This is a genomic window from Paraburkholderia atlantica, assembly GCF_000092885.1.
In the GTDB taxonomy this organism is placed as follows: Bacteria; Pseudomonadota; Gammaproteobacteria; order Burkholderiales; family Burkholderiaceae; genus Paraburkholderia; species Paraburkholderia atlantica.
The window spans coordinates 20,940-34,608 of sequence record NC_014118.1; the positions used below are offsets into that span (position 1 = coordinate 20,940).

Sequence of the window (13,669 nt, forward strand, 5' to 3'; positions counted from 1 at the left end):
GGTTGCCAGACGCAAGCGTCCGCGCGGTGTGGCGAAAACGAAGCAAAGTGTTCCATCGCGATTCGCTGATCCGATTGCGCTGTCACGCCGTACCCGCGTCGCACACTAGCCAATTCTGCTCCGATTGCCGTTTCATGGCGTGAAAAAGAAACTAACGATGTGATAGCGATAATCGATCCATTAAGTCTGCCAAATAAAATCGTGAATTCCCCTTGGGCGTGTCCGTGCCTACAGTGCAACTCAAGCGCTTCGTTCTTCCGGCAGTGCGCTTGCCACTTTCGAGGACAGGTCATGAACGATTTCAGTCAACCGCCGATCCAGCCTGAACATCAAGCGCGCGATCCGCACAATCCGCGCGAGCGGTACGCGGCAGGCGTGATGAAATACCGCGAGATGGGTTACTGGCAACCGGACTACGAACCGAAAGAGACCGACGTGATCGCGCTCTTTCGCATCACGCCGCAGCCCGGTGTCGAACCCGAGGAAGCCGCGGCCGCGGTGGCCGGCGAATCGTCGACCGCGACGTGGACGGTGGTGTGGACCGACCGGCTGACCGCCTGCGACATGTATCGCGCGAAGGCGTATCGCGTCGAGCCGGTGCCGGCGTCGCGCGCCGACGAGCCTCAGTATTTCGCGTACATCGCGTACGAACTCGATCTGTTCGAAGAGGGCTCGGTCGCGAACCTGACCGCGTCGATCATCGGCAACGTGTTCGGCTTCAAGCCGCTGAAGGCGTTGCGGCTCGAAGACATGCGCATTCCAGTCGCGTATCTGAAGACGTTTCAGGGACCGCCGACCGGTATCGTCGTCGAGCGCGAACGGCTCGACAAGTATGGGCGGCCGTTGCTCGGCGCCACGGTCAAGCCGAAGCTCGGCCTGTCGGGCAAGAACTATGGGCGGGTGGTCTATGAGGGCCTGCGCGGCGGCCTCGATTTCCTGAAAGACGACGAGAACATCAACTCGCAGGCCTTCATGCATTGGCGCGACCGCTTCCTGTTCGCGATGGAAGCGGTGAGCCGCGCGCAGGCGGAAACCGGCGAGGTCAAAGGCCACTACATGAACGTGACGGCCGGCACGATGGAGGACATGTACGAGCGCGCCGAATTCGCGAAGGAGCTCGGCTCGTGCATCGTGATGATCGATCTCGTGATCGGCTGGACCGCGATCCAGTCGATGTCGCGCTGGGCCCGCAAGCACGACATGATCCTGCACCTGCATCGCGCGGGGCATGGCACCTACACGCGGCAACGCAACCACGGCATCTCGTTTCGCGTGATCGCCAAATGGCTGCGCATGGCGGGCGTCGATCATGCGCATGCGGGCACCGCGGTCGGCAAGCTCGAGGGCGATCCGCTGTCGGTGCAGGGCTACTACAACGTGTGCCGCGACGCGCACAACGCGGTCGACCTGTCGCGCGGCCTGTTCTTCGATCAACCGTGGGCCGGCTTGCGCAAGGTGATGCCGGTCGCCTCGGGCGGGATTCACGCGGGGCAAATGCACCAACTGCTCGACCTGTTCGGCGACGACGCGATCCTGCAGTTCGGCGGCGGCACGATCGGCCATCCGGCCGGCATCCAGGCCGGCGCGACCGCGAACCGCGTCGCGCTCGAAGCGATGGTCAAGGCGCGCAACGAGGGCCGCGACATTCTGCGGGAAGGGCCCGACGTGCTCGAAGCCGCCGCGCGCTGGTGCACGCCGCTCAAGCAGGCGCTCGATACGTGGCGCGACGTGACCTTCAACTACGCGTCGACCGATACGCCCGATTTCGCCGCCACGCCGACTGCGGCTTAAGAGAGCCGACTTTACCCGCGAGCGCTTCACGAGCGCATCCGCAACGCGGTGCCACGGCACCGCGCGGGGCACCGTTGACGCCGTTCTGAACGCGACATTCATCAACGAGGTTCGTCATGCGTATTACTCAAGGAACGTTTTCTTTTCTGCCCGAGCTGACCGACGAGGAAATCGGCCTGCAAATCGACTATGCGCTGCGCCAGGGCTGGGCCTGTTCGGTCGAATTCACCGACGACCCGCATCCGCGCAACACGTACTGGGAAATGTGGGGCCTGCCGATGTTCGACCTGCACGACGCGGCGGGCGTCTTGCAAGAGGTTCGGGCCTGCCGCGAGGCGCGGCCGCAGCACTACATCAAGGTCAACGCATTCGATTCGGTGCGCACCTTCGAGACGATGCGCCTGTCGTTCATCGTCAACCGGCCGGACGTGGAGCCGGGCTTCCGGCTGCTGCGCCAGGACGCGCAGGGGCGCACGCAGCGCTACAGCATGGCGGGCTATGCGTGCGATCGGCCAGCGGGCGAGCGTTACGGCGCGACGGGCTGAGCCGTTGAGCGCGCACGAGGGTGCAAGCCAGGCACACGACAACCCGCAGCAAGGAGGAGCAATGACTGACGCCGCCATCGTGGACGCACTGCCCGCGTCCACCGCGCACAGCGACGACGCCACGCCCCACATCGACCTCGCGGCGCTGTACCGCGACTCGGGCATCGGCGACGTGCTCGGCGAACTCGATCGCGATCTGGTCGGGCTCGCACCCGTGAAGACGCGTATTCGCGAGGTCGCCGCGCATCTGCTGGTCGAACGCGCGCGGGCGTCGCTGGGTCTCGCGGGCGGCGCGCCGACCTTGCACATGTGCTTCTCCGGCAACCCCGGCACCGGCAAGACGACGGTCGCGCTGCGCATGGCCGAGGTGCTGCACCGGCTCGGCTACATCCGCCGCAATCATCTGGTGTCGGTCACGCGCGACGATCTGGTCGGTCAGTACATCGGTCACACCGCGCCGAAAACGCGCGATGTGCTGAAGCGCGCGATGGGCGGCGTGCTGTTCATCGACGAAGCGTATTACCTGTATCGCCCGGAGAACGAGCGCGACTACGGGCAGGAAGCGATCGAAATCCTGCTGCAGACGATGGAGAACCAGCGCAGCGACCTGGTCGTGATTCTGGCCGGCTACGCGTCGCGGATGGAAGTGTTCTTCGAGAGCAATCCGGGTTTCCGCTCGCGCATCGCCCATCACATTACCTTTCCCGATTACGAGGAAACCGAACTGCTCGAAATCGCCGAGCGGATGCTCGGCACCATGCATTACCGCTTCGATGCCGCGTCGCGCCGCGCGTTCGCCGACTATCTGGCACGCCGCATCCGTCAACCGAATTTTGCCAACGCGCGCTCGGTGCGCAATGCGCTCGACCGCGCGCGGCTGCGCCAGGCGAACCGCCTGTTCGCGAGCGCGTTGCAAGGCGGCGAGCCGATCGACGCCGCCACGCTGACGCTGATCGACGCCGCCGACGTGCGCGCGAGCCGCGTATTCGACGAGCCCATGCAGCCGTCCTCGCCACCGCCTTCCACCGCGCGCGCCGTTACACCGCCGCCGGGCTGAATCACGACACCATCGAAGGAGAACGCCATGCAGGACGGACGCACGACACTTTCGAAGTTCCTGATCGACACGCTCGATCGCCCGCCGTGTACGGACAACGCGCGGGACACGGCGGGACTCTCCGCGCTCCTGATCGACGTGGCGGCCGCCATCAAATCGATCTCCGCGATGCTGACCAAGGGCGCGCTGGGCGGCAACTACGGTTCCGCGCAAACGCTGAACACGCACGGCGAGGAGCAGAAGAAGCTCGACGTCTCGACCAACGACATCTTCGTGCAGCAATGCGAGTGGGACGGCTTGCTGGCGGCGATGGTGTCCGAGGAAATGGAGCACGTGTACCCGATTCCGCCCGAGTATCCGCGTGGCGAGTATCTGCTGGCGTTCGATCCGCTCGACGGCTCGTCGAATATCGACATCAACGGCGTGGTCGGCTCGATCTTCTCGGTGCTGCGCACCCGCGACCCGGCGGAGGATGCCAGCAGCGAAGCCGCGTTCCTGCGGCCGGGCTGCGAACAGGTCGCGGCCGGCTACGCCGTGTACGGACCGTCGACGATGCTGGTGCTGTCGGTCGGCAACGGCACGCATGGTTTCACGCTGGAGCGCGACATCGGCAACTTCGTGCTCACGCATTCGAACATCCGGATTCCGGAAGAAACCGGCGAGTTCGCGATCAACGCATCGAACGAGCGCTTCTGGGAGCCGCCCGTGCGCCGCTACGTGCAGGAGTGCAAGGACGGCCGCAGCGGCTGCCGCGCGCGCGACTTCAACATGCGCTGGATCGCATCGATGGTCGCGGAAGTGCATCGCATCCTGATGCGCGGCGGCGTGTTCATGTATCCGCGTGATTCGAAAACACCCGCGATGGAAGGGCGCCTGCGGTTGCTCTACGAAGCGAACCCGATGAGCTTTCTGGTCGAGCAGGCGGGCGGCCTCGCGATCACCGGACGCGAACGCATTCTCGACGTCGCGCCGCGCGCGCTGCATGGCCGCGTGCCGGTGATTCTCGGCTCGAAGAATGAGGTCGAGCGCATTGCGCGCTATCACGGCGAATACGACCGCGGCGAGGACAAACCGTTCTCGTCGCCGCTGTTCGGCACGCGCTCGCTGTTCCTGCCGGATTTCACGGCGTGATCAGCGACTGAGCGCAGGTGCGTACAGCGCACGGCACCAGAAATACCGTCATCCGGAGACAAACGCATGTCAGTCAAACATCCGATCATCGCGGTGACCGGCTCGAGCGGCGCGGGCACCACCACCGTCATGAAGAGCTTCATGCATATCTTCAGACGCGAGCACATCAATGCGCAGATCGTCGAAGGCGATGCGTTCCATCGCTACGACCGCAACGGCATGCGCGCGGCGATGCAGGAGCGCGAACGCGACGGTGTGCCGAATTTCAGCCACTTCGGACCGGAAGCGAATCTGCTCGAAGAACTCGAAACGCTGTTCACGCGTTACGGCGAAAACGGCAGCGGGCAGTTTCGCCACTACGTGCACGACGCGGCCGAAGAGTTGCTCTACAAGCAGGACGGCGGCACCTTCACGCCGTGGGAGGACGTCGCGGCCAATACCGACCTGATGTTCTACGAAGGGCTGCATGGCGCGGCCGTGACTGACAAGGTCAACATCGCGCGGCATGCGGATCTGCTGATCGGCGTCGTGCCGATCATCAACCTCGAATGGATCCAGAAGCTGCACCGCGACCAGACGATGCGCGGCTACACGCACGAAGCGGTGGTCGACACGATCCTGCGGCGCATGCCCGACTACGTGAACTACATCTGCCCGCAGTTCTCGCGCACGCATGTGAACTTCCAGCGGGTGCCGACCGTGGACACGTCGAATCCGTTCACCGCGCGCGAGATTCCGCAGCCCGACGAGAGCTTCGTGGTGATCCGCTTCGCGCGGCCGAAGGGCATCGACTTCCAGTATCTGCTGACGATGCTGCACGACTCGTTCATGTCGCGCCCGAACGTGATCGTCGTGCCGGGCGGCAAGATGGGACTCGCGATGCAGCTGATCTTCACGCCGATGATCCTGCAACTGATCGACCGACGCTCGCGCGCTTGACGTTCTTCGAAGCGCACCCGGCCCCTGCAGACGTTCATTTCGCAAGGAGAATTTCGATGAGTGCAGTCGCGCACCCGCTTGACGCACCCGCCACGCGCCCGATGGCCGACGCGCTGCGCATGCTCGCGATCGACGCGGTGGAAGCCGCGAAGTCGGGACACCCCGGCATGCCGCTGGGCATGGCCGAGATCGCGGTGGCATTGTGGGACCGGCATCTGAAGCACAGCCCACGCAATCCCGCGTGGCCCGACCGCGACCGGTTCGTTTTGTCGAACGGACATGGTTCGATGCTGCTGTATGGACTGCTGCATCTGACCGGCTATGACCTGCCGATCGACGAACTGAAACGCTTTCGCCAGTTGCACAGCAAAACGCCGGGGCATCCCGAGGTGGGCGTCACACCCGGCGTCGAGACGACCACCGGGCCGCTCGGCCAGGGGCTCGCGAACGGCGTCGGCATGGCGCTCGCCGAAGCGTTGCTCGCGCGCGAGTTCAACCGGCCCGGGCATCGAATCGTCGATCACCGCACCTACGTGTTCGCCGGCGACGGCTGCCTGATGGAGGGCATCTCGCACGAAGCGGCGTCGCTCGCGGGCACGCTGAAGCTCGACAAGCTGACGGTGCTGTACGACGACAACGGCATCTCGATCGACGGCCACGTCGCGCAATGGTTCGCCGACGACACGCCCGCGCGCTTCGCCGCCTACGGCTGGCATGTGGTGCGCGAGGTGGACGGCCACGACGTCGATGCCGTCGATCGCGCATTGCACGCGGCGCGCGCGACCGGACGGCCGACGCTGATCTGCTGCCGCACGGTGATCGGCCACGGCGCGCCGAAGGCTGGCACGCACGACGTGCATGGCGCGCCGCTCGGCGCCGACGAGGTGGAACGCACAGGCCGCGCGCTCGGCTGGCCGCATCCGCCATTCGAGATTCCCGACGAGATTCGCGCGAACTTCGACGCGAGCGCGCGTGGTGCCGCCGCGGAAGCCCAATGGCGCGCGCGTTTCGATGCATATCGCCAGCACTATCCGGTGGAGGCCGCCGAATTCGAGCGGCGTGTGCAGGGCCGCTTGCCCCCGCATTGGTACGACACGGTTCGCGCGCTGCTGCGCGATGCGGATTGCGCGGCTGAATCGATCGCGACACGCAAGGCTTCGCAAAAGGCGATCGGCGCGCTCGCGCGCAGCCTGCCGGAACTGCTCGGCGGCTCGGCCGACCTGACCGGTTCGAACCTGACGGACTGGCCGGGCACGGTCGACGTGCGCAGCGACGAAAACGGCTTACGCGGCGGCAACTACGTGCACTACGGCGTGCGCGAGTTCGGCATGAGCGCGGTGATGAACGGCATCGCGCTACATCGCGGCTATCTGCCGTTCGGCGGCACGTTCCTGACCTTCTCCGACTATGCGCGCAATGCGTTGCGAATGGCCGCACTGATGAAGACGCGCTCGGTCTTCGTGTTCACACACGACTCGATCGGCCTCGGCGAAGACGGACCCACACATCAGGCGGTCGAACACGCGGCGAGCCTCCGGCTGATTCCGGGGCTCGACGTGTGGCGTCCGTGCGATACCGTCGAGACCGCGCAGGCGTGGGTCAGCGCGGTGGAGCGTGAGGGACCGTCGTGCCTGTTGCTGAGCCGGCAGAACCTGCGCTTCGTCACGCGCTCTGCAGTACAGATCGCCGCGATTGCGCGGGGCGGGTACGTGTTGCGCGACTGGCCCGATGAAGAAGGGCAACAGCAACCGGCGCGTGTCGTTCTGATCGCCACCGGCTCGGAAGTGTCGCTCGCGCTCGACGCGATCGCGCCGCTCGCGGCGGCCGGCATCGCCACGCGCATCGTATCGATGCCATCGACCACCGCGTTCGACCGGCAACCGCGCGCCTGGCGCGACGCGGTGCTGCCGCCGGGTGTGCCGCGTGTCGCGATCGAGGCGGGCGTGCGCGCGTTCTGGCGGCAATACGTCGGGCTCGACGGCGGCGTGGTCGGCATCGATACGTTCGGCGAATCGGCCCCCGCCGCCGCGTTGTTCGAGCACTTCGGACTGAACGCTCAGGCGGTGATCGACGCAGCGCGACGCGTCGCGGACCGCGCGCGTTGAGCACGCCGCTCGACAAGATTTCATTTCATATCGAGGAGCACGCAATGGCCTTCATCACCCTGCGGCAACTGCTGGATCACGCGGCCGAACACGACTACGGCGTGCCCGCGTTCAACGTCAACAACATGGAGCAGATTCACGCGATCATGCGCGCGGCCGAGGCCACCGATAGCCCGGTGATCCTGCAGGCGTCGGCTGGGGCGCGCAAGTACGCGGGTGAGCCGTATCTGCGCCATCTGGTGCTCGCCGCGCTAGAAGCGCATCCGGACATCCCGCTGGTGCTGCATCAGGATCACGGCGCGAGCCCCGCGGTGTGTCAGCAGGCGATCCGCTCGGGCTTCACGTCGGTGATGATGGACGGCTCGCTGCTGCCCGACCAGAAAACGCCCGCCGCGTACGACTACAACGTCGAAGTCAGCCGGCGCGTGGTCGATGCTGCGCATGCGGTCGGTGTGTCGGTGGAGGGGGAGCTGGGCTGTCTCGGCTCGCTGGAAACCGGCACGGCAGGCGAAGAGGACGGCGTCGGCGCGGAAGGCAAGCTGACGCGCGAGCACCTGCTGACCGACCCGGACGAAGCGCGGCGCTTCGTCGAGGCGACCGGCGTCGATGCGCTCGCGATCGCGATCGGTACTTCGCACGGCGCGTACAAGTTCAGCCGCGAGCCGACTGGCGACATCCTCGCGATCGACCGGATCGCCTCCATTCATTCGCGGATTCCCGACACGCATCTGGTGATGCACGGTTCGTCCTCGGTGCCACAGGAATGGCTCGCGGTGATCCGGGAGTACGGCGGCGAAATTCCGACCACCTACGGCGTGCCCGTCGACGAAATCCGCCGCGGCATCGCGCACGGCGTGCGCAAGGTCAATATCGACACCGACATCCGTCTCGCGATGAGCGGCGCGATGCGTAAATCGCTCGCCAATGCGCGCTCGGAGTTCGATCCGCGCGCGGCCCTGAAGGCCGCCACCGCCGCGGCTAGCGCGATCTGCATCGAGCGTTTCGAGGCGTTCGGTTGCGCGGGGCAGGCGGCGCGCATCAAGCCGTTGCCGCTCGACACGATGGCGAGCCGCTATCACTGACGCTACTGGTACGGAGAACGCAATGCGCGAATTCCTGATTGCTCCGTCGCTGCTGTCGGCGGATTTTGCCCGGCTCGCCGACGAGATACGCGACGTGACCGTGGCCGGTGCGGACTGGATTCATCTGGACGTGATGGACAACCACTACGTGCCGAACCTGACCGTAGGGCCACTCGTGTGCTCGGCGATCCGGCCGTACACGTCGCTGCCGTTCGACGTGCATCTGATGACCACGCCGGTCGATCCGCTGGTGTCGGCGTTTGCCGAGGCCGGCGCGAACCTGATCAGTTTTCATCCGGAGGCGACGCTGCACGTGCATCGGACCATCGAGTTGATCCGCTCGCACGGCGCACGCGCTGGGCTCGCGCTGAATCCGGCGACGCCGCTCACGGTACTCGATCATGTGCTGGAGATGCTCGACGTCGTGCTGGTGATGTCGGTGAATCCGGGCTTCGGCGGCCAGGCGTTCATTACCGAAACGCTCGATAAGCTGCGGCTGCTGCGCGAGCGCGTCGAGACGACGATGCAGCGCACCGGGCGGCCGTTGCTGATCGAGGTGGACGGCGGCGTGAAGGCGTCGAACATCGCGCGTGTCGCCACCGCGGGCGCGGATGTGTTCGTCGCGGGATCGGCCGTGTTCGGCGCGAGCGATCGCGCGCAGGCGATTCGCGGCATGCGCGGCGAACTGGCTACCGTCGACGAACACGCGGGTGTGGCCGCCATGCAGTGACGGCGCGGCGGGTTCAGCGCTTCTTCATCGTCTCGCCCGGTCCGCACCAGACGCTGAGATCTTCTTCAGGCCGGTCGACCGCGCAGCCCCAGTCGAGCGGCTGATCCTGATCGAAGCGCTTGCCGAGCCGCCACGCGATTTCCGCGCGGGCAAGCTGCACGCCCATATAGAACGCGTGGCCGCCGTCGGTTTCGAGGTTCAGCTGTGGGTACAGCGCGAACGGATCGTCGCCGCGTCGATGGCCGTCGCGGTTGTACACGTGAATGCCGTCGGCGCTGATCTGCACGCGGAAATTCGGATCACGCACGGCGCGCGCGAATTCGTCGATTTCTTCGGCGCTGTACGGAAACGGCCTTTTCGCATGGACCGTTGCGAGTTCGGTGCTGATGCCCTTGGGCAGCACTTGCGCATCGCGTGCGGCATGCATCACGCGGCGCGCGACATCGGCTTCGCGCAGCGCGCGCCGCGCGTGCAGGCTCACCGACGTCGTCAGCACCGCGCCAACGCGCAATTCCGCCGCCATGCCGAGCAGCACCGCATTGATGCCGCTCGTGTCGGCCTCGGTCAACTCCGTCACGTTGCCGATGCCCATCATGATCGCGATGTCGGGATAGCGCTCGCGCAAACGCACATAGCGCGCAATCGACGTGGCCAGCCCGAACGGAATCGGATCGAGAATAGGATCGGCGAGAAACGCGCGGCCGCGCGCGGAGAGCGCTTCAATCGCGGCGTCGAGCGAGGCTGTGTCAGCGGGTTCACGCGCGACGAGGATCGGCGTCGACGGCACTTCATCGGCGATCCATAGCGTGTCGAGATTCAGGCTCATCAGATAGTCGGCGCCGGCGCGGCCGCCGCGCAGCAGTTCGTCGTTACGCATCGAATCGACGCTGACGCGATAGCCCTCGGCCTTCAGCCGGCGCACCGCGTCTTCGAGATGCGGAAACGGCGTATCCGGCAGACAGCCGATGTCGATCACGTCCGCGCCCTGGGCCGCATACTCGCGCGCCCTTGCCGCGATGCCGTCGAGGTCGAGCCTCGGCGCATCGACGATCTCCGCGAAAATCTCAGTGTCGTAGCGGCTCAGGTCGAACGGCTTCGCCTTGTGGCCGAAAAACTGCGGCAAATCCTTGACCTCCTCGGGACCGCGTTCGAACGGCACGCCGAAGTGCGCGCTCAGCGCGTCGAGATCGCCGCGGCAACGGCCCGGCACGATCACGCGATGCGCGGCGAGCGGCGTGGGCAAGCGGCGCTGGATCATGTCAGCGGTCATCAACGCGGCGACTTGCAGGCCGATTTCGCGCACCTCCCAACTGAACGGCGTCGGCGCCATGCCGTCGAGCACGCGCCGCAGGCTCGGTTCGGCAAGCCGGCCGGTCAGGAAGAGGATGTGGTCCATGCGAGATCGAGGGTCGCGAGGCGATTGGCGAGCGCCGCTTCGAGTTCGTCGAGCGAGCGCGCGAGCGTCGTGTATTCGAAGCGTGCCAGACGCTCGACGTTGTCGAGTTCGATCGCCCGTGGCCGCAGTTCGACCCATTCGTCCGGGCTATGCGTGATCACGCTCGGTTCGGTGTCGCACGCAAAGACGATGCCGGGGATGCATTGCTTGCCGGCCTGCGCGTACATGTTGGTCGGCAGAGTGTCGGAGATGCCGTACGCGCATTTGGCGACCGTGTTGCTGGTGGCGGGCGCGATCACGACCGTGTGATAGACGCCGTGATACAGCATGCCAACCGGCACGCCGCTCGCGCTGTTGTCGCGCAGCACGCGGAACTGTTCGCGCAGCTTGTCGAGCGACCAGCCGTACAGCGGCAGCACTTCCTCGGCCGCCGCCGACAGAAACAGATCGACGCGCGGCAAGCGCCGCGCGAGCGCGATCGACTCTTCGAGCATGTGACCGGAGCCGGTCACGCACCACGCGAAGCGCGCATCCGGCTTGAAGGCGGTGAGATCGCGGGCGGCCTTGGGCGCTGACTCGTTGGCGGACGACTGGGTCATGCGTCGAGATCGAGCGGCATGCCGTCCGGCGGCGAGCCTTCGTGCGACAGCCGGATATGCAGCCGGCGCATCTTGCGGTACAGCGTGTTGCGGCTGATGCCGAGCGCCTTCGCGACGTTGCTGACGTTCCAGCGATGCTCGTCGAGCAGTGACAACACCGTTTCGCGCTCGTTCAGCTGGATCGCGTTCAGCGAAGAAATGTCCGCTTCGTCGGCGAGCTGCCCGTCCATGTCCGCGTTCGCGAGGCGCAGCGCGGTCGGCAGGTCGACCGCCGACGTGCGTTGCGTGACCTCGGGCGGCAGATGCTCGCAGCGGATCGGCTCGCCGTCGGACAGCGCGATGGCCATCTGCAACACGTGACGCAGCTGACGGATATTGCCGGGCCACGCGTAGGTCAGTAGCGCGTATTCGGCTTCCGGCGTCAGCTCGGGCGGATCGTCGGTTTCGTTGGCGAGCAGATGATGGATCAGCGGCAGTTTGTCGACGCGCTCGCGCAGCGCCGGCAGATTCAGCTCGACGCCCTTGAGCCGGTAGTACAGGTCCTCGCGGAACTGACCGCTCTGCACGAGTTCGAGCAGATTGCGGTGGCTCGCGCTGATCAGCTGGAAATTCACCTTGACGGTGGTCTCGGCGCCGAGCGGCGTGACCTCGTGTTCCTCGATCACGCGCAGCAGACGCGCCTGCAGCACGAGCGGCATGTCGCCGATCTCGTCGAGGAACAGCGTGCCGCCGTTGGCCTGCACGATCTTGCCGCGCCGTCCTTCGCGCTGCGCGCCGGTAAATGCGCCCGCGCGATAGCCGAACAGCTCGCTCTCGATCAGGTTCTCCGGCAGCGACGCGCAGTTCACCGGCACAAATGGACCGTCGGCGTGCGGGCTGATGCTGTGCAGCGCCTGCGCGAAGACTTCCTTGCCGGTGCCGGTCTGGCCGCGCAGCACGATCGGAATCTTGCGCTGGATCACGCGCGCGGCCAGTTGGATCTGCGAGGCCATGCGCGGGTCGCCGAATTCGAGGTGCGCGATTTCGTCGAGCTTCGGCACCGGTGCGTGTTTGTCGTGTTTCTCGTGTTTTTCGGCGGTGCTGCTGCGGATCGCGGAGTCGGTGACGATCACGCGCGTCACGCGCCCGGTGCCGTTCTGCGGCGTCTGCGCGACGAGGAAAAAGCGGTTCGTCGCATTCGCGCTGTAGACGGTGACCGGATGGAACGAGCCGCGAATGCTGCGCGCAATCATGTCTTCGAGCGACGCGTTGAACGCTTCCTCGATGCGCCGACCGCGCAGCTCGCTCAGCGAGCGGAAGCCGAGCTGGAACAGCGCGCTGCGGTTCGCGGCGAGCACGGTGCTGTCGTCGCCGACCGCGAGCTTGCCGCCGTGCAGCGTACCGACGAATTCCGGGCGGCTGTGGAAATGGATCATGTTGGCGTGCCGGTAGCGCGCATCGAGCAGACGGTTTTCGATCATCTGCCGCGACATGCCGACCAGCACCAGCGAATGCTGCTGCAGCAGCTTCGAGCGACTCGTGACGTCGAGCACACCGGCGATTTCGCCGCCGTCGTCGAAGATCGGCGCGGCCGAGCAGGTCAGCGACGTATAGCGCGGATAAAAATGCTCGTGCTGACAGACGGCGATGCAGTCGCGCTCCGCGAGGCAGGTGCCCATGCCGTTGGTGCCGGCTTCGCGTTCGCTCCACAGCGCGCCGACGCGAAAGCCGTCGACGGCGACCGCCTCGGCGAACGGCACGGACGACACCTGATGCACGATCACGCCGCCCGAATCGACGAGCACGACCGCGAGCTCGGGATCGGCCAGTTGCTGATAGAGCGTCGTCATCTCGAGCTTCGAACACGCGATCAGATCACCGAGCGCCTCGCGGCGCGCGCTGAGTTCGTATTCGGTGAGCACCGGCGGCGGCACGAAACGCGCGGGGTCCAGCTGGAATTCGTTGATGCAGCGCGTCCACGACTGAGCTACGGGTTCGCTTGTCGGGCGCGTGGTCAACTGATGGTTGACCACGTTCAGAACTTCCCGGACGTGCGTACTGCTGTCAGCGAGCAACGACATGGGATTCGTCTCCGTTGCGTCATTTCGGAAGCGTGACTGCTTTGCACGCTGCGAATGGCGCTTTATCAAGCCTGTCTGCCCTTGGTGCGGCGGATTCTTGGTCCGTCTGCTCCCTCGCGACCGGCCCTGCTACGAGGCGGGTATTTAAAACTGTACGCCCGATGCAAGATTGGTTCAACAGAAAGTGACTGTGGGTTTACCTCACCGTGCCCGGAACTTGCTTTTCTCGATGCG

General features: G+C 65.7%; 11 protein-coding genes. 8 read left to right on the plus strand and 3 right to left on the minus strand.

The window, feature by feature from the left end; all coding sequences use genetic code 11:
* The first annotated feature begins 291 nt into the window (after positions 1-291).
* From BC1002_RS16075 to rpe, 8 genes are all read left to right on the plus strand, one after another.
* On the plus strand, positions 292-1,791 hold the full coding sequence (locus BC1002_RS16075) for a form I ribulose bisphosphate carboxylase large subunit (protein WP_013091055.1): 1,500 nt from the start codon (positions 292-294) through the stop codon (positions 1,789-1,791).
* Positions 1,792-1,907: 116 nt separating this feature from the next.
* On the plus strand, positions 1,908-2,336 hold the full coding sequence (locus tag BC1002_RS16080) for a ribulose bisphosphate carboxylase small subunit (RefSeq protein ID WP_013091056.1): 429 nt from the start codon (positions 1,908-1,910) through the stop codon (positions 2,334-2,336).
* A 61-nt stretch (positions 2,337-2,397) separates the two neighbouring features.
* Positions 2,398-3,393 carry a CbbX protein gene (gene cbbX / locus BC1002_RS16085; protein ID WP_013091057.1) on the plus strand — a complete coding sequence of 332 codons (996 nt, stop codon included), beginning with the start codon at positions 2,398-2,400 and terminating at the stop codon, positions 3,391-3,393.
* Positions 3,394-3,420: 27 nt separating this feature from the next.
* The gene (locus BC1002_RS16090; protein ID WP_013091058.1) at positions 3,421-4,524 is read left to right on the plus strand and encodes a class 1 fructose-bisphosphatase; all 1,104 of its coding nucleotides are present in this window, start codon (positions 3,421-3,423) and stop codon (positions 4,522-4,524) included.
* Between the two features lie 66 nt (positions 4,525-4,590).
* Entirely contained in the window at positions 4,591-5,463 is an 873-nt protein-coding gene (locus BC1002_RS16095; protein ID WP_013091059.1) for a phosphoribulokinase, read from the plus strand.
* A 56-nt stretch (positions 5,464-5,519) separates the two neighbouring features.
* Positions 5,520-7,568 carry a transketolase gene (tkt, locus tag BC1002_RS16100; protein ID WP_013091060.1) on the plus strand — a complete coding sequence of 683 codons (2,049 nt, stop codon included), beginning with the start codon at positions 5,520-5,522 and terminating at the stop codon, positions 7,566-7,568.
* Between the two features lie 44 nt (positions 7,569-7,612).
* Positions 7,613-8,650, plus strand: coding sequence for a class II fructose-bisphosphate aldolase (gene fba, locus BC1002_RS16105; protein WP_013091061.1), 1,038 nt, complete (start codon positions 7,613-7,615; stop codon positions 8,648-8,650).
* A gap of 22 nt (positions 8,651-8,672) precedes the next feature.
* Entirely contained in the window at positions 8,673-9,380 is a 708-nt protein-coding gene (gene rpe, locus BC1002_RS16110) for a ribulose-phosphate 3-epimerase (RefSeq protein WP_013091062.1), read from the plus strand.
* 13 nt (positions 9,381-9,393) lie between these two features.
* Here rpe and BC1002_RS16115 read toward each other — a convergent pair whose 3' ends face one another.
* The 3 genes from BC1002_RS16115 to BC1002_RS16125 are packed head-to-tail and all read right to left on the minus strand — an operon-like array spanning position 9,394 to position 13,435.
* The gene (locus BC1002_RS16115; RefSeq protein WP_013091063.1) at positions 9,394-10,776 is read right to left on the minus strand and encodes a DUF6513 domain-containing protein; all 1,383 of its coding nucleotides are present in this window, start codon (positions 10,774-10,776) and stop codon (positions 9,394-9,396) included.
* Positions 10,755-11,375, minus strand: coding sequence for a flavoprotein (locus BC1002_RS16120; RefSeq protein ID WP_013091064.1), 621 nt, complete (start codon positions 11,373-11,375; stop codon positions 10,755-10,757). The genes BC1002_RS16115 and BC1002_RS16120 overlap by 22 nt, the downstream gene beginning before the upstream one ends.
* Complete coding sequence (locus tag BC1002_RS16125) at positions 11,372-13,435, minus strand: sigma-54-dependent Fis family transcriptional regulator (protein ID WP_013091065.1); 2,064 nt, start codon at positions 13,433-13,435, stop codon at positions 11,372-11,374. Before BC1002_RS16125 ends, BC1002_RS16120 begins: the two co-directional genes overlap by 4 nt.
* Positions 13,436-13,669: the final 234 nt, after the last annotated feature.

What these genes read in the sequence shown, in the direction of transcription:
- tkt (WP_013091060.1), top strand. Translation starts at nt 5,520, where the DNA reads ATGAGTGCAGTCGCGCACCCGCTTGACGCACCCGCCACGCGCCCGATG.
- BC1002_RS16090 (WP_013091058.1), top strand. Translation starts at nt 3,421, where the DNA reads ATGCAGGACGGACGCACGACACTTTCGAAGTTCCTGATCGACACGCTC.
- fba (WP_013091061.1), top strand. Translation starts at nt 7,613, where the DNA reads ATGGCCTTCATCACCCTGCGGCAACTGCTGGATCACGCGGCCGAACAC.
- rpe (WP_013091062.1), top strand. Translation starts at nt 8,673, where the DNA reads ATGCGCGAATTCCTGATTGCTCCGTCGCTGCTGTCGGCGGATTTTGCC.
- BC1002_RS16095 (WP_013091059.1), top strand. Translation starts at nt 4,591, where the DNA reads ATGTCAGTCAAACATCCGATCATCGCGGTGACCGGCTCGAGCGGCGCG.
- BC1002_RS16080 (WP_013091056.1), top strand. Translation starts at nt 1,908, where the DNA reads ATGCGTATTACTCAAGGAACGTTTTCTTTTCTGCCCGAGCTGACCGAC.
- BC1002_RS16120 (WP_013091064.1), bottom strand. Translation starts at nt 11,375, where the DNA reads ATGACCCAGTCGTCCGCCAACGAGTCAGCGCCCAAGGCCGCCCGCGAT.
- BC1002_RS16115 (WP_013091063.1), bottom strand. Translation starts at nt 10,776, where the DNA reads ATGGACCACATCCTCTTCCTGACCGGCCGGCTTGCCGAACCGAGCCTG.
- BC1002_RS16075 (WP_013091055.1), top strand. Translation starts at nt 292, where the DNA reads ATGAACGATTTCAGTCAACCGCCGATCCAGCCTGAACATCAAGCGCGC.
- cbbX (WP_013091057.1), top strand. Translation starts at nt 2,398, where the DNA reads ATGACTGACGCCGCCATCGTGGACGCACTGCCCGCGTCCACCGCGCAC.
- BC1002_RS16125 (WP_013091065.1), bottom strand. Translation starts at nt 13,435, where the DNA reads ATGTCGTTGCTCGCTGACAGCAGTACGCACGTCCGGGAAGTTCTGAAC.